Annotated in this window: 23 protein-coding genes; 6 read left to right on the top strand and 17 right to left on the bottom strand. The window is 30.7% G+C overall.

Translation table 11 applies throughout. The features are described from left to right. Positions 1 to 3: 3 nt before the first annotated feature. From PG912_RS00575 to PG912_RS00555, 5 genes are all read left to right on the top strand, one after another. Positions 4 to 636: a hypothetical protein gene (locus PG912_RS00575; RefSeq protein ID WP_275688067.1), complete on the top strand. Its 633-nt coding sequence runs from the start codon at positions 4 to 6 to the stop codon at positions 634 to 636. A gap of 170 nt (positions 637 to 806) precedes the next feature. Next, on the top strand, positions 807 to 1,475 hold the full coding sequence (locus tag PG912_RS00570) for a hypothetical protein (protein ID WP_275688066.1): 669 nt from the start codon (positions 807 to 809) through the stop codon (positions 1,473 to 1,475). Between the two features lie 149 nt (positions 1,476 to 1,624). Continuing rightward, a complete protein-coding gene (locus PG912_RS00565; protein WP_275688065.1) occupies positions 1,625 to 2,071 on the top strand; it encodes a hypothetical protein in 447 nt (148 codons plus the stop codon). 224 nt (positions 2,072 to 2,295) lie between these two features. Further along, positions 2,296 to 2,994, top strand: coding sequence for a hypothetical protein (locus PG912_RS00560; protein ID WP_275688064.1), 699 nt, complete (start codon positions 2,296 to 2,298; stop codon positions 2,992 to 2,994). After that, positions 2,995 to 3,693, top strand: a complete 699-nt coding sequence (locus PG912_RS00555) for a hypothetical protein (protein WP_275688063.1) — start codon at positions 2,995 to 2,997, stop codon at positions 3,691 to 3,693. A 105-nt stretch (positions 3,694 to 3,798) separates the two neighbouring features. On the opposite strand, the gene rsmI is transcribed toward PG912_RS00555, so the two are convergent. After that, the gene (gene rsmI / locus PG912_RS00550; protein ID WP_275688062.1) at positions 3,799 to 4,470 is read right to left on the bottom strand and encodes a 16S rRNA (cytidine(1402)-2'-O)-methyltransferase; all 672 of its coding nucleotides are present in this window, start codon (positions 4,468 to 4,470) and stop codon (positions 3,799 to 3,801) included. A gap of 255 nt (positions 4,471 to 4,725) precedes the next feature. Here rsmI and dxs point away from each other — a divergent pair, with 255 nt between their 5' ends. Further along, complete coding sequence (gene dxs / locus PG912_RS00545; protein ID WP_275688061.1) at positions 4,726 to 6,498, top strand: 1-deoxy-D-xylulose-5-phosphate synthase; 1,773 nt, start codon at positions 4,726 to 4,728, stop codon at positions 6,496 to 6,498. 50 nt (positions 6,499 to 6,548) lie between these two features. Here dxs and atpG read toward each other — a convergent pair whose 3' ends face one another. The 16 genes from atpG to rplU all read right to left on the bottom strand — a co-directional run bounded on the left by atpG (position 6,549) and on the right by rplU (position 19,078). Continuing rightward, complete coding sequence (gene atpG, locus PG912_RS00540; RefSeq protein WP_275688060.1) at positions 6,549 to 7,409, bottom strand: ATP synthase F1 subunit gamma; 861 nt, start codon at positions 7,407 to 7,409, stop codon at positions 6,549 to 6,551. Positions 7,410 to 7,481: 72 nt separating this feature from the next. After that, on the bottom strand, positions 7,482 to 9,062 hold the full coding sequence (gene atpA, locus PG912_RS00535; protein ID WP_260585507.1) for a F0F1 ATP synthase subunit alpha: 1,581 nt from the start codon (positions 9,060 to 9,062) through the stop codon (positions 7,482 to 7,484). A 21-nt stretch (positions 9,063 to 9,083) separates the two neighbouring features. Next, positions 9,084 to 9,641 (bottom strand): ATP synthase F1 subunit delta, encoded by a 558-nt coding sequence (gene atpH, locus PG912_RS00530; RefSeq protein ID WP_260585508.1) that lies wholly within the window; start codon positions 9,639 to 9,641, stop codon positions 9,084 to 9,086. A 7-nt stretch (positions 9,642 to 9,648) separates the two neighbouring features. Then, entirely contained in the window at positions 9,649 to 10,146 is a 498-nt protein-coding gene (locus tag PG912_RS00525; RefSeq protein WP_260585509.1) for a F0F1 ATP synthase subunit B, read from the bottom strand. A 91-nt stretch (positions 10,147 to 10,237) separates the two neighbouring features. Further along, complete coding sequence (gene atpE / locus PG912_RS00520) at positions 10,238 to 10,426, bottom strand: ATP synthase F0 subunit C (RefSeq protein ID WP_053973883.1); 189 nt, start codon at positions 10,424 to 10,426, stop codon at positions 10,238 to 10,240. 35 nt (positions 10,427 to 10,461) lie between these two features. Continuing rightward, the gene (gene atpB / locus PG912_RS00515) at positions 10,462 to 11,604 is read right to left on the bottom strand and encodes a F0F1 ATP synthase subunit A (protein ID WP_275688059.1); all 1,143 of its coding nucleotides are present in this window, start codon (positions 11,602 to 11,604) and stop codon (positions 10,462 to 10,464) included. A 134-nt stretch (positions 11,605 to 11,738) separates the two neighbouring features. Next, entirely contained in the window at positions 11,739 to 12,119 is a 381-nt protein-coding gene (locus PG912_RS00510) for a DUF6168 family protein (RefSeq protein ID WP_260585510.1), read from the bottom strand. Beyond that, complete coding sequence (locus tag PG912_RS00505; protein WP_260585511.1) at positions 12,112 to 12,342, bottom strand: AtpZ/AtpI family protein; 231 nt, start codon at positions 12,340 to 12,342, stop codon at positions 12,112 to 12,114. Before PG912_RS00505 ends, PG912_RS00510 begins: the two co-directional genes overlap by 8 nt. Beyond that, entirely contained in the window at positions 12,311 to 12,718 is a 408-nt protein-coding gene (locus tag PG912_RS00500) for a bactofilin family protein (RefSeq protein WP_260585512.1), read from the bottom strand. The genes PG912_RS00505 and PG912_RS00500 overlap by 32 nt, the downstream gene beginning before the upstream one ends. A 24-nt stretch (positions 12,719 to 12,742) precedes the next feature. Continuing rightward, positions 12,743 to 13,723 carry a type IX secretion system periplasmic lipoprotein PorW/SprE gene (gene porW, locus PG912_RS00495; protein ID WP_456300432.1) on the bottom strand — a complete coding sequence of 327 codons (981 nt, stop codon included), beginning with the start codon at positions 13,721 to 13,723 and terminating at the stop codon, positions 12,743 to 12,745. 11 nt (positions 13,724 to 13,734) lie between these two features. Beyond that, a complete protein-coding gene (porW, locus tag PG912_RS13875) occupies positions 13,735 to 14,970 on the bottom strand; it encodes a type IX secretion system periplasmic lipoprotein PorW/SprE (RefSeq protein ID WP_275688057.1) in 1,236 nt (411 codons plus the stop codon). Between the two features lie 172 nt (positions 14,971 to 15,142). Further along, positions 15,143 to 15,838 carry an ABC transporter ATP-binding protein gene (locus PG912_RS00485; protein ID WP_260585514.1) on the bottom strand — a complete coding sequence of 232 codons (696 nt, stop codon included), beginning with the start codon at positions 15,836 to 15,838 and terminating at the stop codon, positions 15,143 to 15,145. A gap of 26 nt (positions 15,839 to 15,864) precedes the next feature. Then, positions 15,865 to 17,331, bottom strand: a complete 1,467-nt coding sequence (locus PG912_RS00480) for a DUF5687 family protein (RefSeq protein WP_275688056.1) — start codon at positions 17,329 to 17,331, stop codon at positions 15,865 to 15,867. Positions 17,332 to 17,445: 114 nt separating this feature from the next. Then, entirely contained in the window at positions 17,446 to 17,943 is a 498-nt protein-coding gene (locus PG912_RS00475) for a DUF1761 domain-containing protein (RefSeq protein WP_275688055.1), read from the bottom strand. 366 nt (positions 17,944 to 18,309) lie between these two features. Continuing rightward, on the bottom strand, positions 18,310 to 18,570 hold the full coding sequence (rpmA, locus tag PG912_RS00470; protein WP_068702190.1) for a 50S ribosomal protein L27: 261 nt from the start codon (positions 18,568 to 18,570) through the stop codon (positions 18,310 to 18,312). Positions 18,571 to 18,592: 22 nt separating this feature from the next. Further along, on the bottom strand, positions 18,593 to 19,078 hold the full coding sequence (gene rplU / locus PG912_RS00465; RefSeq protein WP_275688054.1) for a 50S ribosomal protein L21: 486 nt from the start codon (positions 19,076 to 19,078) through the stop codon (positions 18,593 to 18,595). Between the last annotated feature and the right edge of the window lie 139 nt (positions 19,079 to 19,217).

Here is a 19,217-nt window from a genome sequence, read left to right as displayed (position 1 = left end):
GCTATGGAATTAACTAACGAACAAGTACAGAGAATCGATAAATACTTAGATGTAAAAGGTGTAAAATTCATTGATTTTAGAATTGAAATAATGGATCATATTATTTCTCAAATAGAAAAAAAATTAGAGTCAGAAAATACTGATTTTGAAACAGTTTTTTATCAAGTAACCGACGATTGGAATAAACAATTAAATAACACAACTAGTTGGCTTTTCGGATTTGCATATCCTGCACCAAAAATTGTTATTAAGAAAGCTAAAAAAGTTTTTACAACTTATTTTATACTTTCTTTTTTACCACTATTTATCGCCTTTTTAATTGTTTTAAAAAGTAAAATGATGCTAAATGAAGTATTGGGTTACCTCACTGTTGCATTAACAATAGTATTATTAATAGTTTCATCTTTCTACACCTTTAAAATCTGGAAATCGAAAGAGAAAACAGTGTATAATTTTATTATAAAAACACAACTTTTAAATTTCCTTGTAATGCCTTTAATTATAATCGGCAACTCTATTATTGATTTCATAAATGTTGGTATTTTAGGTTATATGATAGTTACTACTTATGCTGTTCGGTTATTTTATATAAAACATCAGCAAGAAAAAGAAAGATATAAATTATTAGTAAAATAATACGAATATCTGTTTTTGATTCATAATTCAAAATCAGAGCGTCATTCTGAATTTAGTTCAGAATCACATCTTCATAATAAACACCATGTTATGATGAGAACCTGAAACAAGTTCAGGTTGACGTAGCGTAAGTTATTATAAATCACCGATAATCAAGCAAAACAAAAACAATGCAACTAACCCAAGAACAAACCAAAAGAATTAACGACTTTTTAGAAGGTATTGGTGTTGATTATATTGATATCCGTTACGAAATGGTAGATCATATTGCGACTGAAATTGAAGAGAAAGTAACCGATACTGATACGTTTTTCGAAAATCAACGCTTTCAAACCGTTTTTGTTAAATACATGTTGAGTAAAAAAGATGCGCTGCAAAAAAAATATCAGAAAATAGTAAAAAGGAGATTTTGGGCTGATACTAAAATAATATGTAAAAACATGAGTATAGAAACTCTTAAAATTAAAAACCTTTTATTTTTAGCTCTTTTAACTAGCCTAACATATTCGCTAAGTCTATTTAACACAAAAAACGCCCTAATTGTCTTATTTATATTATCCGTTGCTCTTTATTGCTATAATGGTTATACATTACATCGAATTTTTAAAAAATATGGTCAAATTAAATTAGTCCAGTCTTATACACTTCTACTAGGTTTTATATCATATATCCCTTTATATATTATAAATAACCCTTTTACTATTTATTCTGAAAAGCATTTTGAATTATGGAAATTATATACACATACAATATTTATTTATTTAGTTTTTTTACTATGTAAAGTACTCCTTAATGACAAAGAAAAAATTGATACTAAATACCGATATTTAACAGAATAAATGATATTAGAGCGTCATTCTGAATTTAGTTCAGAATCACATGTTCATAATAAACAGTATGTTATAATGAGAACCTGAAACAAGTTCAGGTTGACGAGAATAAACTATTATAAAAATATTGCTCAAACGCATTTATTTAAATTATGGAATTGACAAAAAAGCAAATACAAGAAATTGATAATTACATTACTGTTTGCGGGATAAAGTACTACGATGTAAAAACAGAAATCGTAGACCATTTTGCTTCAATATTAGAACTTCGTTTGGATGAAAATCCTGATTTAGATTTTAAAGAGGCTATTATAGAAGAGCATAAAAAATTTAGTGATCGTGGATTTAAAAAATTGTTAGCAACAAAGACAAAAACAACGCATAATCGTTTTGTAAAACAAACTATCATAAATTTTAAATCGTTTTTTAAACTCCCGAAAATCATTATTATAATTTGTTGCTACTTATTATTGTATAAAATGGTGCCTTATTTTAATGATATAAAAACTTTTTTTATGGTTTTAACAGTTTTTGGTTTTATACTAATTCTTCAATTAGGAATTCGAATATTTATCAACTACAAACAAAAAAAGAGAGGTTTTTAGCTTTAAACAGAATGACTTTATTTTATCAAATAGCGAGTAACATGTTTATTTTATTTAACTGTATTCTTTCTTTTAGAACTGATAAAAGCTTTTTAAATAATGGCTATAACAATATTCATTTGGGTGTTTTTGTACTAATACTATTACTGTATTGGAGCATGGAATATGTATACCAACAAAACAGAAAACAGATTAAAAAACAATACCCAAACGTATTTATTTAAATGATGAAACTCACTGAACAACATATAGAACACCTTTACAAATTCACGCGTCAACATTATGTAGAACATTACGATGTGCAAACCGAATTAGTAGATCATTTAGCAAACGATATTGAACAAATTTGGGTAGCACAGCCACATTTAAAATTCGAACAAGCGCGCGATGTTTCTTTTAAAAAATTCGGAATCTTCGGGTTTATGGATGTTATTGAGGAGAAACAAAAACAACTCAGAAAAAAGTACAGAACCATTTTATGGCGTTACGTAAAAAAATGGTTTCAATTTCCTAAAATAGTTATAACCATCAGTATTTTTATTTTCTATTTTTTCTGTTTACAATTTAAAGTCGGCCTTTATTTATGTATTACTTTTGTAATTTTCCTAGCAATTATTGATTTATATATTGTTCATAAATTACAAAAAGAAGTAAAAAAACGTTTTACAAAAAACAATAAAAAATGGATGTTAGAAGACACTCTTTTTAATGTAGCCAGTTTTGGCGGAATAATAGTTGGGTCTAATATTCCACAATTTATAAACCAAACAATAGATGATACACCTTCTAGTGTAGCTGCATTTTTTATTGCGCTGTTTTTAACAGTAGCTATAATATACTCCTACGTAACGCTGATTGTTATTCCGCAAAAAGCAGAACAGCTATTAGAAGAACATTATCCTGAATATAAAATCGCTCGATAAATGAAATTAACCGAACAAAACATAGATAATCTATACAAATTCACGCGTCAACATTATGTGGAACATTACGATGTGCAAACCGAATTGGTAGATCATTTAGCTAATGACATTGAAAAAATATTAGCAGAACAACCTACATTATCTTTCGAGCAAGCACGCGATATTTCTTTTAAAAAATTCGGAATTTTTGGGTTTATGGATGTTGTTGATCAAAAAATCGTTCAATTAAATAAAAAATACTTTAGGCTTATTTTAAGTTTTGTAAAACAATGGTTTCGGTTGCCTAAAATTATACTTACACTTTGTTTTATTGTATTGTTTTATCAATTGCAAAATTTAACGATTGCCTATTATATTTATAGTGGAGTATTTTTTAGCGTTATTCTTTTAGAAACAGTTAAAATGTTTCAATCAAAAAGAAAAATCAATCAAAAAGTAGCTATAACAGGTAAAAAATGGTTGTTAGAAGATATTTATTTAAGGCAAGGTTTAGGAAACTTAGCGTTAATTATTTTTTATGCGTATGATTTGTTTTTACCACACGACGATGGTTTTATTGCAATGAATCAATTTAGTCGTTGGTTATCCGCAGCTTTAATCGTTTTAACAATTTTGATTGGTTATATCACCCTAATTGTGGTTCCCAACAAATCAGAGGAATTACTAGCTAATCATTATCCAGAATATAAATTGACTTAATTCTGTATTCATCAACCTAAACTTGTTTCAGATTCACATTACAACAACGTAATTTTTGGTGTGATTCTGAAATAAATTCAGAATGACGTATCAATATTACAAAAACTACTTTTTACCATCAACAACAATAACAATTTCGCCTTTTGCAGGTTTTTCTGTATAATATGATAAAACTTCTACTACTGTTCCTCGCTTGGTTTCTTCAAACATTTTTGTCAATTCTCTAGAAACTGATATTTGTCTGTCTTCTCCAAAATACTCACCGAAATGCGCTAATGTTTTTAATAATTTATGCGGACTTTCATAAAAAATCATGGTACGTTTTTCTTCGGATAAAAGAGTTAATCGTGTTTGGCGACCTTTTTTAACCGGTAAAAATCCTTCGAAAACAAATTTATCGTTCGGCAAACCAGAATTTACCAATGCAGGTACAAAAGCAGTAGCTCCAGGCAAACATTCAACATCAATGTTATGTTGTACACAAGCACGGGTTAGTAAAAATCCAGGATCAGAAATTGCAGGCGTTCCAGCATCAGAAATTAAAGCACAAGTTTCACCATTTTTCAACCTATTTAAAACACCTTCAACCGATTTATGTTCGTTATGCATGTGATGACTGTACATTTGCGTACCAATCTCAAAATGCTTTAACAATTTACCGCTTGTACGCGTATCTTCCGCTAAAATAAAATCCACTTCTTTCAAAATTCTAAGTGCCCTTAAGGTAATATCTTCTAAATTTCCAATAGGTGTTGGTACCAAATACAATTTGCTCATAGTACAAAGCTACAACAAAGTTTTAGTATCTTTTTAAATTTTACAGATGTCATGTAAAAAACTATTGCTTTGTTAGTTCGAGTGATTTTGAGGCACGAAAAATTGTATCGAGAACTAGTTAAAATTCTCCATAATTTACTTCTCGATACAAATTTTATTCATTTCAATCATAATATTTACTCGAAGTGACAAAATTGAATCTTTTAACAATGTATTAGTTCTGTTTTGAATTTAAAAAGGTATTACATTTGTGCTATGCCAAAAAAGCTGTTAAAAAATATTAATTTTCCTTCGGATGTTAGGCTACTAACCACCAATCAACTTTCGCAATTAGCTAAAGAATTGCGCGAATTTATTATTGATGTAGTTGCTACAAAAGAAGGTCATTTAGGTGCAAGTTTGGGCGTGGTAGAACTTACAATTGCCTTGCATTATTTGTTTGATACACCAAATGATCAATTAGTTTGGGATGTTGGACATCAAGCCTATGGACATAAAATTTTAACAGGTCGTAAAGATATTTTTCATACCAACAGGCAGTTAAGCGGAATTTCAGGGTTCCCAAAACGAAGCGAAAGTGAATACGATACTTTTGGTGTTGGGCACTCATCAACCTCAATTTCTGCGGCTTTAGGTATGGCCATTGCTTCTAAATTACAAGGTAATAACATACATCATATTGCGGTTATTGGTGATGCTTCTATCGCAAGCGGAATGGCTTTTGAAGCTTTAAATCATGCTGGCGATACGAATGCCAATTTATTGGTTATTTTAAATGACAATGCTATTGGAATCGATCCATCAGTTGGAGCTTTAAAAGATTATTTAACTAGAATTAAAGCAACCAGATCTGATATTGAGCAACACAATATTTTTGAAGCCTTAAATTTTGATTATTCTGATCCCATAGATGGTCATGATTTCGAAGCACTTTTATCAGAGTTAGAACGATTAAAACAGGTTAAAGGACCCAAATTTTTACACATAATTACCACCAAAGGAAAAGGTTTAAAACAAGCAGAATTAGATCAAGTAAAATACCATGCTCCTGGTAAATTTGATAAAATTTCTGGCGATGTATTGCCAAAAGAAGCTAGTAAGTTTACAAAATATCAAGATGTATTCGGAAAAACAATTGTTGAATTAGCGCAACAAAATGATAAAATTGTAGGAATCACACCTGCAATGTTAACAGGAAGTTCTTTAAAATTAATGTTAGAAAAATTTCCAGACCGTACTTTTGATGTTGGTATTGCCGAACAACATGCTGTTACTTTGGCGGCTGGTATGGCAACCCAAGGAATCGTTCCGTTTTGTAATATTTACTCTACTTTTTTACAGCGTGCTTACGATCAAATAATTCATGATGTTGCCTTACAAAATTTACCGATAATTTTTTGTTTAGACAGAGCTGGTTTGGTAGGAGAAGATGGCGCAACACATCACGGAGTTTTCGATTTAGCTTACTTAAATTGTATTCCGAACCTAATAATATTCGCACCTCGCAACGAAATTGAATTGCGAAATATTTTATACACAGCACAATTGGGCTTAGAAAATCCGATTGCGATTCGGTATCCGAGAGGCTATGGAAAACTAGAAGACTGGCAATTGCCATTTAGCAAAATAAAAATAGGAAAAGGAAGTTGTTTAAAAGAAGGAAACAAGCTTGCTATACTTTCCATAGGAACTATTGCTAATAACGTTTCTGAGGCTATTTATCAGCTTAAAAACCATACTACAGTTGCGCATTACGATATGCGATTTGTAAAGCCTTTAGACATTAATTTACTAGATACTGTTTTTAATAAATTTGATGCGATTATAACTATTGAAGACGGAACCGTAAAGGGCGGATTTGGAACAGCTGTTTTAGAATACGCTTCAGAAAAAAATTATAAAGGAACCATTAAGGTTTTAGGTATTCCTGATGAGTTTATTCACCAGGCAACGGTAGCAGAATTACAAGAAAAAATTGGTATCGATAGTTTATCAATAAAAAGCGAAATAGATAATTTATTAAAATAAAAAAGCGAATCAATTACGATTCGCTTTTTTTATATATAAAATAATAATTCTTAATTATTTAAAGCTTCTGCTCCACCAACAATCTCAAGGATTTCATTAGTAATTGCTGCCTGACGTGCTTTGTTATATGTTAATAATAACTCATCACGTAATTCAGTTGCATTATCAGTTGCTTTATGCATTGCTGTCATACGAGCACCGTGCTCTGAAGCGAAAGAATCACGAATTGCTTTATACAATTGTGTTTTTAATGATTTAGGAATCAACTCTAAAACAATTTCTTCTTTAGAAGGTTCAAAAACGTAATCTAAATTTACATCTTCATCACTTTCTACTGGTTCAATTGGTAAGAATTGTTCCACCTGAGGAATTTGTGTTGCTGCATTTTTAAATTGATTGTAAACAAGCTCTATTTTATCATAAGAACCCGCTACATATAAACTCATTAATTTCTCAGCAATTTCAGCAACGTTATCAAATGTTAAATCATCGTAGATATCACTTCTGTTTTCAATAACATTGTGTTCTTTCGATAAGATATCGTTTCCTTTTTTACCAATCGCTAATAAATCAACAGTTACGCCACTGTATTTATTAGCGATAGTTTTAATTGTTTCTTTAACAATAGAAGAATTAAAACCACCACACAAACCTCTGTTTGAAGTAACTGCAACTAGTAATACATTCTTTACTTCTCTTTGGGTTGAATATTCTCCACTAGCATCACTATCTAAAGTAGCGCTTAAGCTTTGTAATAATTCAGTAAGCTTAGATGAATACGGGCGCATTGCTGTAATTGCATCTTGAGCTTTCTTTAACTTTGCAGCCGATACCATTTTCATGGCAGAGGTGATCTGCATTGTTGATTTAATAGAAGTAATTCTGTTACGTATTTCTTTTAAGTTCGCCATACGAATAGTGTTGAGTATTAAATAATAAGTATTGAGAAGTTATTCCTCAATACTTATTATTAAAGTCTTTTATTAAGCTGAAAATTTTGCTGAAACTTCTTTTGCAGCAGCTGTTAAAGTATCAATTACTTCATCAGTTAATTTACCTGCTTTTAAAGTATCTAAAGTATCTCTATGCTTAGCATTTAAATACTCGATATAATCTCTTTCAAATTCTTTTACTTTGTTAACCGGTACATCTTTTAACAAGTTCTTAGAACCTGCATAAATGATTGAAATTTGGTCTTCTACAGTATAAGGATCGTTTTGTGCTTGCTTTAAAATTTCAACATTACGTTGACCTTTAGAAATCACATTCATTGTAGCTGCATCTAAATCTGAACCAAACTTAGCGAATGCTTCTAATTCACGATATTGAGCTTGATCTAATTTTAACGTACCAGATACTTTTTTCATTGCTTTAATCTGAGCGTTACCACCAACACGAGATACAGAAATACCTACGTTAATTGCTGGACGAACACCAGAGTTAAATAAATCTCCATCTAAGAAAATTTGTCCATCAGTAATCGAAATTACGTTTGTTGGAATATATGCTGAAACGTCTCCTGCTTGTGTTTCAATAATTGGTAATGCAGTTAAAGAACCTCCACCTTTTACAATTCCTTTTAAAGAATCTGGTAAATCGTTCATTTCACTAGCAATCTTATCATCATTGATTAATTTTGCAGCACGTTCTAATAATCTTGAGTGTAAGTAAAATACATCTCCAGGATATGCCTCACGTCCCGGTGGTCTTCTTAATAATAAAGAAATCTCACGGTATGCTACTGCTTGCTTTGATAAATCATCAAATACAATTAATGCAGGTCTACCTGTATCTCTAAAAAATTCTCCAATTGCAGCTCCAGCAAATGGTGCATATACTTGCATTGCTGCAGGATCTGATGCATTTGCTGCTACGATTGTAGTATAAGCCATTGCGCCTTTATCTTCTAACATGTTAGCAATTGCTGCTACTGTTGAAGCTTTCTGACCGATAGCTACGTATATACAATATACTGGTTGCCCAGCATCATAAAATTCTTTTTGATTTAAAATGGTATCAATTGCAACGGTAGATTTACCAGTTTGACGGTCACCAATAATCAACTCACGCTGACCACGACCTACAGGAATCATAGCATCAATAGATTTAATACCAGTTTGCATTGGTTCAGTTACTGGCTCACGATAAATAACACCAGGAGCTCTACGCTCTAAAGGCATTTCGTAAGTAGTACCTTCAATTGGTCCTTTACCATCAATAGGCTGACCTAATGTGTTTACAACACGACCAACAATACCTTCACCTGCTCTTAAAGAAGCAATACGTTCTGTACGTTTTACGGTAGAACCTTCAGTTACACTTGTTGAAGCACCTAATAATACAACACCTGCATTATCATCTTCTAAGTTTAATACGATACCTTCTAATCCGTTTTCGAATTCTACTAATTCACCGTATTCTACATTAGATAAACCGTAAACACGAGCAATACCATCACCTACTTGTAATACAGTACCTACTTCGTTTAACGTTGCTTTCGCTTCGAAATTTGTTAATTGTTCCTTTAAAATTGCTGAAACTTCAGCTGGTTTAATTGCCGCCATCTTTTATAATTTGATGTAAAATTAAATTTGTGGAATATAATGACTATTGTCAAATTCTCTTCTTAACTCATTGAATTGATTAGAAATACTTGCATCATACTGCACATCTCCAACACGTAAAATAAATCCTCCTATAATATTCGGATTTACTATATTTTCTATACCTGCGCTATTTCCTGTAATTTCTACAATCTTCGCTTGTATTTTATCTTCTAACTCTTTTGTTAACGCTACTGCTGTAGTAACTTTAGCAACCTGTATTCTTTTATCATAATCGTAAATAAGAGCATATTGCTTTGCAATTGGCTCTAACATAATCATACGTTTATTTTCTTCTAATAAGTTAAATAAACCTTTTACGATATTATCTACTTTATCACCAAAAAGTGCTACTAAAACTTTACGTTTATCTGCAGCTTTAACTACAGGGCTTTTAAGCATTCTTTTTAAATCACTACTATCTGCAATAGTTTCTGCGATAAACTTCATGTTATCGTTTACTAAAGAATCATTGTTTGTTTCTTTAGCAAGATTTAATATTGCTTTTGCGTAACGTAATGCTGGTCTTGCTCCTTTCATTGATTGCTTAGTTTAAAGTAACCTCTTTTAACATTCCATCAACAAGTTTTAATTGCTCGTCTGAAGATGCTAATTCTTTTCTTACTAATTCTTGAGCGATATCGATAGATAAGTTTGCTACATTCTTCTTTAATTCAGCGATTGCAGCTTGTTGCTCTTGCTTTATAGTAGCCTTTGCATTTTCTATCATAATAGAAGTTTGCTCTTGTGCTTCTTCTTTAGCTTCAGCGATAATGTTTTCTTTAATCTCACGAGCATCTTTCATCATTGCATCTCTTTCTGCACGTGCTTCTTTGATCATTTTTTCATTATCTGCTTGTAAGTTTTGCATTTCTTTACGAGCGTTTTCTGCTTGATCTAATGCACTTTGAATACCTTCTTCTCTTTCATCTAAAGAGCTTAAGATTGGTTTCCAAGCAAATTTTGCTAGTAAAAATAATAAAACAAGTAAGATTACTGCTTGCATCGCAAATAATCCAATTGGAAAATCGTTAAAAATATCCATAATACTTAAAGTGTCTTTTGTTGTTTAATTGTAAAAACACTTCTGCAACCAATCGTTGCAGAAAGTGTTTTTGTTTTTTTGAGTGTCGGAATTATTTCCCTAAAAGTAAAGCACCAAATGCTAATCCTTCTAATAATGCTCCGATAATGATCATCGCTGTTTGAATTTTACCAGCAGCCTCAGGTTGACGAGCAATTCCTTCCATTGCTTTTCCACCAATTTGACCTAATCCGATTCCTCCACCGATTACGATTAATCCTGCTCCAATTAAATTGTACATACTATTTATATTAAATTAAACAAAAATTAAAATTCTTAATGACTCGCGTCTGCGTGGTCATGTTCTTCTACTGCCATACCAATAAATAAAGCAGAAAGCATTGTAAAAATAAATGCTTGTAAAAAAGCTACTAATAACTCAATAACAGTTAAGAATAATGTTAACAAGAATGAAATTCCCGTTGCTCCTACTGTACCGAATTCAGCTTTTAACAACACCATAAGTGCTGCAATACCCATTACTACCGAGTGACCTGCTGTAATGTTAGCAAATAAACGAACTAATAACGAGAATGGTTTAATTAACAAGAAACCTGCTAATTCTAAAACCGCTAATACCGGTCTTAATAATTTTGGTACACCTGGCATCCATAATGTATGTGCCCAAAAATCTTTTGTTCCGCTAGAGATATAAACTACTAAGGTAAATAACGCTAAACATACTGTTACAGCTATTTGTCCTGTTACATTAAAACCTAATGGCGTTAACCCTAATAAATTTGATATCCAAATAAAGAAAAATACCGTTAATAAATAAGGCATAAACCTCTTGTATTTCTTCTCCCCAATATTTGGTCTTGCAATCTCGTCTCTTACATAAATAACTAAAGGTTCTAAAACACGACCAACTCCTGTAGGAATTGCTCCTTTCTTGTAGCCTTTCGCTAAAGAACGAAAACCAAGAACCATTAATAAACCTGCTAATAAGATACCAAATACACTCTTAGTAATAGAAAAATCTAAAACAGTGTGTGCATTTGTTGCATGATGAGCTTCATCAAAAGCAACATTAGTAGCTCCTTCATTTAACTCGTATATTTTACTGTGAATTTTTGTTAACTGAACTCCACCTGCATCAACAATAACATGACCGTCATCATTATGATGAAAACTTGAAGACATAAATGTTTTTAAACCTTTACTTGTCCAAACAATTACAGGTAACGGAAAACCTACATGATTTTTCTCTCCTGCATCGTTTGTATACGAAAACAAAGAGAAATCGTGAGAATCCGCTAAGTGATGTTTAATATAGTCTTTAATTTCTTCTTTGGTGTTTACTTTTCCACCATCGCTATCCGAAGATTGCTTATCGTCACCACTAGCAAACACTCCAAATGAAGTAAATACTAATGCTAAAACTGTAAAAAATTTGATAGAATTTTTGGCTATCATCATACCTTTATAAATATGGGTTATGGTCTCTAAATTTCCGTGCAAAGGTACACATTTAATTAAAACTACAAACCGTTTTTTTATTTAGTTTTTCTATTGTGTTTTCGTCTTATTGTTTTCCTTAAAAAATCACGAAACTATTTGCTATTCAGCAGTTTTGAAACGGCAATCGCTTCTGAAATCAAAAAAATAAACAACGGAATCACTAACGAAAACCTCTCTGGCTTTGTAAGTTCTTCATTTGCAAAAACCGAAACTTTAAAAATCAGGACAAAAAATCCGATTTTTAAAAACACTGAGGCCAAATACGCATACCCAGCTTGGTTTATTAATTTACAGGCTACTAACTCTACAATTGCATAAACAATCACTGCAGCTATTACATGAAATAGGTAGATTGAAAATAATGAATAAGAAAGATAAATTTCTTTAGACTGTAAAATATAATCGTGTGGAAAATAACTTACTGCAAATACTATAAAAATAGCAGCAAGGAAAAACAAAATTCTTTTAATCATTATTTTTTGAAATTTTTGTAACTTGAAGTATCACCGAGAACATTGCTAAAAAAACTGCTGCAAGCGTACATATTTTTGAGTATAATTCTCCGTCATTAATATATTGCGTATCTAACCATTTACCTAGTAAGTTACCTAAGTAAATCGTTAAACCCATTTGAAAAGCAATACTCGTAAACCGAATGTATTTATTAAGCGGTTTTTTCTTTACGTTTTTGCTCATCTTTATTTAATTCTTTTACAGCACCCTTCATAGCACAAGTTGCGTTAAATGACGCACCTGGCTCTACTGAAAGTTTACCAATAACAACATCTCCATTTATATTTGCTGATGTTTTTACTGTTAACGTATTTGAAACGATTAATTCTCCAGAAAATTTCCCTTCTACATCGGCATTTGTACACTCTACTTTTCCTTTTACAAAACCAGATTCGCCAATAATAACTCTACCATTGGTTTTAATTGTTCCATCTAAAGTTCCATCAATTCTAAAGTCTCCTTCAGAGATAATTTCTCCAGTTATCTGTGTATTTTTTCCTACAATATTTCTTTCTGACACTTTGTTATCGCTTGTTTTTTTACTTTCTTTACTAAACATATTTAGGGGAGTTAGGATGTTATTTTATTTTTTTAATTGATCTAATATTTCTTTTGCCTTTACACCTTCCTCTTTTGTAGCATAACTAACCGCTACAAATTCTAAGGCTTTTTTATACGTTTCTTTATCTTTATATTTACCTAAAGACAAGGCTTTTAGGAGTGCAAATTTAGGAATTAATTTCGAATTAGCATTTACAATAGACAAACTATCTACCTGACCTACAACGTTTTCAAACTTATTTTGCTTATATAAATAGTAAATTTCTTTGTATTTATTTAATACAATATCTTCCTCTTTATCTTCTATTAACTTTTTATTCGGATGCAATATTATTTTAGCAAACGTAGTTTTCGGGTATTTATTTAAGATAACATCTTTGTATAAATTTGCCTTTTCTTGATTACCTATACTTGTATAAATTTGATATAAATGATAGCTTATTGGTAATTCTAATTCATTATTTACTTTCTCTTTTTGTAAGCGCTCTAAATTTTTAACAGCAAGAGTCGTATTCTTAAATTGCTCTTTATAAATTAAACCTAATTGATATAAAGCATTATTACGTGCTTCTTTTAAATTTGCTATTACTTTTTTATCCGTAGGAATTTCATCTAAATAAGTAGCTAACTCATATCGTATATTCACAACAGGTTCGGTAGTATTATCAACAACATCATTAATTAAACTTGCTGATTTATCTGATAATCGCCAATTGTCTTCTAGCGGACGTGTACCCCAAACTCTTTGAAAATCTGCTTTTCCAAAACCTAAAGCTTGTGTGTTGTAAAAATACCACTTGCCTTTATTATTCGTATTATTTATAGATGCTCCGCCGCCAAAAGAACTTCCGAAATTTTGTGCATTTAATAATTGCTGCTTATTCGCCTCGTCTTCAGCCTTAATTCTTTCAATATAGCTTTCAAAAAATGCAGTTTGCTCATCTTTTGTCATTGCAGCAAGCTTTAAAATACTATCGTTATTTTTAACAAGTGCTTCGTGTATTCTTAACGTTGTTAATCCTTTATTTTTTCTTCGGATCCTTCTAATCCTTTTTCTTGATCAAACTCTTTTGATGTAACTTGTAAAACACTATCGTAGTACGAACCTGCTAATAAGTAGTTTTCTTTATCAAATGCAATATTCCCTAAACCTTCGTAAGCATATGTTTTCTGATAATTATTATTAGTTTTTGCAGCTATTGATTTTTCAAAATAATTAACTGCATTTGCTATTTTATTTCTACCAACTTCTAAAACACCAGCCTGATAATAAAGTGCGTTTAAAAACTTACGGTTATCCGAATCTCTGATGAGTTTTTTTAACCTTGCTAAAACAATTATTGAAGCTGAATCGTTTTCAGTATTCTTAGCCATTTCAATATTTGCTCGAATACGATATTTATACGGAGCTTTTTTTGTTGCTGCTAATTTATTAAATACCACTCTTGCTGAATCTCTATAATTTAACTCACTATAAATTTGCCCTAATACAAACATGTTACGAGCTGCTTGCTCTTTATTTTTAAATATTTTTGAGGCTGCTGTTAAATGTTCAATTACTTTTTGAATGGTATCTGTTTTTTGATATGCCATTGCCATTGCAGTATGTGCCTGTTCTCTTATTTCATCAGGAAGTTCGGCTTCATTTTCTTCAAGTTCTAGTAAGAATTTTAAAGATTCTATCGCTAGTTTTTCATTGTCTAAACGGATATTTGTTTTTGCTCTCCAAATTTTTGTTTCGCTAATTAAACTAGCATTCGGATAATTTACAATAATGTAGTTAAAAGCTTCAATTGCAGGTATAAAACGTTGGGTATAATATCTAGATTTACCTAATAATAAATAAGCATCATCTATTTGACGGTTTTTTTCATAACCGTTTATATTCATTGAATGCTTCTGAATTGCTTTAACTGCTTTTTCTTCTGCCTTATCAAATGAGGTTAAGTTTTCAACCTCTTCTTCTTCATTTTCATTAAAGCCAGTGCCAGGTTGTAAAACAGGAACTATTATTTTGTTTTCATCAAAACTAATTGGTTCTATTTGTAAGCGTTTCCAAAAATTATCTTCATACTTACTTTCAATTTCTTGTAACCCTTTTAAATAGGCTTGCTCTCCATTAAACAGCACATTGTATTTTGTAGTAAGTGCGTGAAAATTTCGATTTAAAAAAGCGTCTTTTTTTGCACTACACGAATACATTATTGCTAAAAGCAGACTGAAAACTAATAATTTGGAAAGTTTATTCATATAGTTATACTTTTACTGTACAACAACTATAATTGTAAGTTTATTGCATGTAAAAACGTAAAAATAACAATAAAAAGATAATTTTTACACACCTTGTGTAAATTTAAAAAAGAAAAAAGGAGCTAAACAATGTATTTTACACTTCGTTTAGCTCCTAATCTATAAATATTTTCTATACAGAAAAATAATCTTCTAGCTCTTTTAAAGTTTCTGGTGAGGTATTAATATCTTTCACCACATTTCCTTTATCTAAAACAACTATTCGTTCACAAACATCTGTTACATGGCTTAAATCGTGACTAGAAACCAATACGGTAACTTCTTTGTTTTCAGTTAAGTTTTTGAGGATTTTTTTTAATCTAATTTGAGTTGTTGGATCTAAATTAGCAAAAGGCTCATCTAAAATTATTACCTGCGGATTTCCCATTAAAGCGGCTACAATTCCTGCTTTTTTCTGATTTCCTTTACTTAAATCTCGTAAGTATTTTTTCTTCCCTAAAATCTCTTCATTAAAAAATTCATCAAAAGGAGCTAAAAAAGAAGCAACATCTGCTTTATTCATTCCTCGTAAATCACCAATAAAATCGAAGTACTCTTCTGGAGTTAAGTATCCTATTAAAAAAGATTCATCTATAAATGACCCTGTAAAAGTTTTCCAATCTTCGCTTTTATTTACAACAACATCGTTGTTTGTAATTTCTCCAGTTGTTGGACGAATTAAATCTAACAAAATATTGAATAATGTAGTTTTTCCTGCACCATTATTCCCTACTAAACCAAAGCTTTGTCCGCGAGGTATATCTACTCGTTCTACATTTAAAACTTCTGCTTGTCCGTATTTTTTTGAAACTGTATTTATTGTAATCATAATGTTTTCTTTAAGGTTTGGTTTATTTATGCTTCTTTTCCGAAAGCATTAATCATAGCGTATTTGTCTTTGATATATTTTTTTTCTATCAAATTCATAAAGTAGTTTTTAAATACTAATCCGACTACTCCTATTAAAGCAACTAAAATATAGCCAGAATTATAACCAACAAAACTGTTGAATATCCAAAATATAGCCATTGGCAATAACATTAATGGTATAACAATAAGAAATTGTGTTGCACTTGTTCCTTGGGTATTACCAAAACCTCCTTTAGTTAAATCGATTCGTTTTCTATTAAAAGATCCTGCGTATAACAAAAACAATGAATTAAAACCAATATTAAAAATAGCACCCACGGTGATCATTAAAAATATTTTTGTTCCGAAGTATAAATAAGGAAAACTTAAAAAGTATAATATTGTAGTCATCGCAACCATTAAAAACCATTTAGAATCTAAGAATTTACGGTATCTAAAACTCTGACTCATTAACATTTTATAATGTGCACTATCCCAAGCAGGAATGAACTGTCCGTAATTTAATGTAAAGCCACCTGTTACAAACAAGCCTGCAAACATTAACATGGCTGGCATGTCTTGATATGTTTTTTGCGTAAAGAAAATCAATCCATAAAAAAGAAATAAGAACGACATTAAAAAGACTGTTTTTGTTCTTTTGTTTCTCCAAATTAATCGAATGTCGTTTTTTATAAACGGCGAAATATCTCCTAATTTCTCTGTCCAAGATAAATCTGCTGTATTTGCTTCTTCGGTTTTTATTGCAACCAAATCATCTAAATATACTCTAGATCTTAATAGTTTAAAATTCACATAATATAACACTGCTGCAATAATTATAGGAACAAATACTAAAATAGAATTCGCAACAATTGCATCAAATATTAATTGACTGTAAACAGATATATCAAAACTTGTAAATTGTTGTAATATTGCTAAGCCTACTAATAACGTAACAATAAATGCAAATACTTTATTGTTTTTGTTGATTAAAAAATTTAAAAAATTAATTGCTTGAATTACAAAAAACATAGCGATTAACCATCCTAAAACTCCTATGGTATTATAATCTTGCATTATTAAAACAACCGAAAACGGAATGTAAAAAAACAATGACAAGAAGTTAAATCCTGAAAAGGCTGATTTCCCTAAAACATAATGTACTAATTTCTCTTTTTTAATAGGAAGAATCAATAATGGTTTAATATTCATTACTGGTAATTTTTGCATCAAGTAGCGGAAAACTAAATCTCCGAGAATAACAAAAACTAACATTGAATTTACAATTTGTAACGGATCTTGTTCTGGAAATAATTTCTTTAAAATAAAATATCCTCCAACTCCAATACTTAAAAAGGCAGCTACCATATAAAGAACAAAAAAGCCCATTATTATTTTTAAAGCAATTCCTTTTTGCCAATATGAAGAACGAAAATATTGTTTCCATTCTAGTTTTAAAAAGTGTGCAATCATTTGGTTAAATTATTAATTGATTATTTAATTAGTATCATTTATCAAGTATTTGTTACATAAAAAAGCATCAATTTTTAAAATTGATGCTTTTACTAATTCATATTTCTACGCCATTTATGCCCATTGACAAATAACACCTCCCATAAGCGCAAGTGTTACTACCCAATATCCTGCATTAATAGCCACATATTTAAAGCTTTTTCTTTCAAATAATGCTTGGGTTCCTAAAATTGGTAATCCTATTAATAATCCTATCATAGTACCATGAAGTGCACCGTGACCAAAAGTTCTAAATCGGTCTCCATAATTAGCCATAAATTTCTGAACGTAAATAAATGCATCACCTGTTTGCTCTGCAAAGCCAGGCTCTCCCATTAAGGTAGATTGTACTCCCCATTGATGAATTACTAATGTTTGTAAAACAAATGCCATTAAAAAACTCAACACATATGATAATCCAAAAATCAATGCCATATTCGATCCTTTCATCAACTCATCTGTAAAGCCAACTTCTTTCATCCAAGCGTTTTTAAAAAGTAATTCATACCAAATAAATCCTACTACTAACGGAACTAATCCAGCAATTGCTGTAATTAAAAAATTAAATTTCATAAATATAAAGTTTTGATTTGTATCCAAATATAACGATTACTATTTAACTACACATAACAACTCCTTTAATTATCAACAAGTTACAAATAGATATTCTTTTTAAAAAAAATAGTTTTACAGTCACTTTACACACAAATTAATACCATTCACACATATCTGGTTTCGTAAAATATATTTTCATTGCATATTTGTACTATAATACACAAGGGGAATCATATTGGTCAATTGGGGGATTAATCAATAATGAAAAAAAACCACTACTTAAAAAAGTAGTGGTTTTTTTTGCAATTAGCTTAACTATAAAACATAAAAAAAGCTCAAACAAGAAGTTGTTTGAGCTTTAATTTATTAAATCAAAAATATTTCTTAAGCCTCGAAAGGAGTTATAGAAACATATGATCTGTTATTTCTTTTCTTTTGGAATTTTACAACACCATCAACTTTAGCATGTAAAGTATGATCTTTCCCCATGTAAACATTTTCACCTGGGTTATGAGTTGTTCCTCTTTGACGAACAATAATGTTCCCTGCAATTGCAGCTTGTCCTCCAAAAATCTTTACTCCTAGTCGTTTCGATTCTGATTCTCTACCATTCTTCGAACTACCGACACCTTTTTTATGAGCCATCTCTCTAAGTTTTTAAAGTTAATTATTTGCTTAACGCTTCAATTAATTCAGCTTTCTTTAAAGAAGTATATCCAGTGATACCTGTTTCTTTAGCTAAAGCTTTTAATTCAGCAACAGTCATTGAACTTAAGTCCTTAGATTCCGCTTTCACTTCTACTTTAGGAGCTGCCGCTTTAGTTACTGTTTTTTTAGCACCAGATGCAGCAATACCTTCGATTTGAATCTCAGTTAAATACTGTCTGTGTCCGTTTTTCTTCTTGTAACCTTTTCTTCTTTTCTTCTTGAAAACGATTACTTTATCACCTTTTAAGTGACGTAATACCTTTGCAGTTACTCCTGCACCTGTTATAGCTGGGGCGCCAATAGTTACGTTCCCTTTGTCTTCAATTAGCATTACATTATCAAAAATTACTTCTGATCCTTCTGCGTCTTGTAAACGGTGTACGAATACCTTTTGGTCTTTTGCTACTTTAAATTGCTGCCCTGCTATCTCTACGATTGCGTACATACTTTTTGTTTTGCGTTATACTTGTTTAACATTTTCCTAATGAAAATGCGGATGCAAATATACGTTTTTTCATGACAAATAAGCTCTAATTCAGAAAATTAATACTCAATTTTAAAAAAACAAATTATTCTACTTTATT

This window comes from Tenacibaculum retecalamus (assembly GCF_027941755.1).
In the GTDB taxonomy this organism is placed as follows: domain Bacteria; phylum Bacteroidota; class Bacteroidia; order Flavobacteriales; family Flavobacteriaceae; genus Polaribacter; species Polaribacter haliotis_B.
The sequence above is the reverse complement of the archived record's forward strand: the minus strand, read 5'-3'. Positions and strand labels throughout refer to the sequence as shown.

Bases quoted from the DNA above. Each gene is read 5' to 3' on its own strand.
- PG912_RS00575 (WP_275688067.1), top strand. From the start codon at position 4: ATGGAATTAACTAACGAACAAGTACAGAGAATCGATAAATACTTAGAT.
- PG912_RS00570 (WP_275688066.1), top strand. From the start codon at position 807: ATGCAACTAACCCAAGAACAAACCAAAAGAATTAACGACTTTTTAGAA.
- PG912_RS00560 (WP_275688064.1), top strand. From the start codon at position 2,296: ATGATGAAACTCACTGAACAACATATAGAACACCTTTACAAATTCACG.
- PG912_RS00555 (WP_275688063.1), top strand. From the start codon at position 2,995: ATGAAATTAACCGAACAAAACATAGATAATCTATACAAATTCACGCGT.
- rsmI (WP_275688062.1), bottom strand. From the start codon at position 4,470: ATGAGCAAATTGTATTTGGTACCAACACCTATTGGAAATTTAGAAGAT.
- dxs (WP_275688061.1), top strand. From the start codon at position 4,726: ATGCCAAAAAAGCTGTTAAAAAATATTAATTTTCCTTCGGATGTTAGG.
- atpG (WP_275688060.1), bottom strand. From the start codon at position 7,409: ATGGCGAACTTAAAAGAAATACGTAACAGAATTACTTCTATTAAATCA.
- atpA (WP_260585507.1), bottom strand. From the start codon at position 9,062: ATGGCGGCAATTAAACCAGCTGAAGTTTCAGCAATTTTAAAGGAACAA.
- atpH (WP_260585508.1), bottom strand. From the start codon at position 9,641: ATGAAAGGAGCAAGACCAGCATTACGTTACGCAAAAGCAATATTAAAT.
- PG912_RS00525 (WP_260585509.1), bottom strand. From the start codon at position 10,146: ATGGATATTTTTAACGATTTTCCAATTGGATTATTTGCGATGCAAGCA.
- atpE (WP_053973883.1), bottom strand. From the start codon at position 10,426: ATGTACAATTTAATTGGAGCAGGATTAATCGTAATCGGTGGAGGAATC.
- atpB (WP_275688059.1), bottom strand. From the start codon at position 11,604: ATGATGATAGCCAAAAATTCTATCAAATTTTTTACAGTTTTAGCATTA.
- PG912_RS00510 (WP_260585510.1), bottom strand. From the start codon at position 12,119: ATGATTAAAAGAATTTTGTTTTTCCTTGCTGCTATTTTTATAGTATTT.
- PG912_RS00505 (WP_260585511.1), bottom strand. From the start codon at position 12,342: ATGAGCAAAAACGTAAAGAAAAAACCGCTTAATAAATACATTCGGTTT.
- PG912_RS00500 (WP_260585512.1), bottom strand. From the start codon at position 12,718: ATGTTTAGTAAAGAAAGTAAAAAAACAAGCGATAACAAAGTGTCAGAA.
- porW (WP_275688057.1), bottom strand. From the start codon at position 14,970: ATGAATAAACTTTCCAAATTATTAGTTTTCAGTCTGCTTTTAGCAATA.
- PG912_RS00485 (WP_260585514.1), bottom strand. From the start codon at position 15,838: ATGATTACAATAAATACAGTTTCAAAAAAATACGGACAAGCAGAAGTT.
- PG912_RS00480 (WP_275688056.1), bottom strand. From the start codon at position 17,331: ATGATTGCACACTTTTTAAAACTAGAATGGAAACAATATTTTCGTTCT.
- PG912_RS00475 (WP_275688055.1), bottom strand. From the start codon at position 17,943: ATGAAATTTAATTTTTTAATTACAGCAATTGCTGGATTAGTTCCGTTA.
- rpmA (WP_068702190.1), bottom strand. From the start codon at position 18,570: ATGGCTCATAAAAAAGGTGTCGGTAGTTCGAAGAATGGTAGAGAATCA.
- rplU (WP_275688054.1), bottom strand. From the start codon at position 19,078: ATGTACGCAATCGTAGAGATAGCAGGGCAGCAATTTAAAGTAGCAAAA.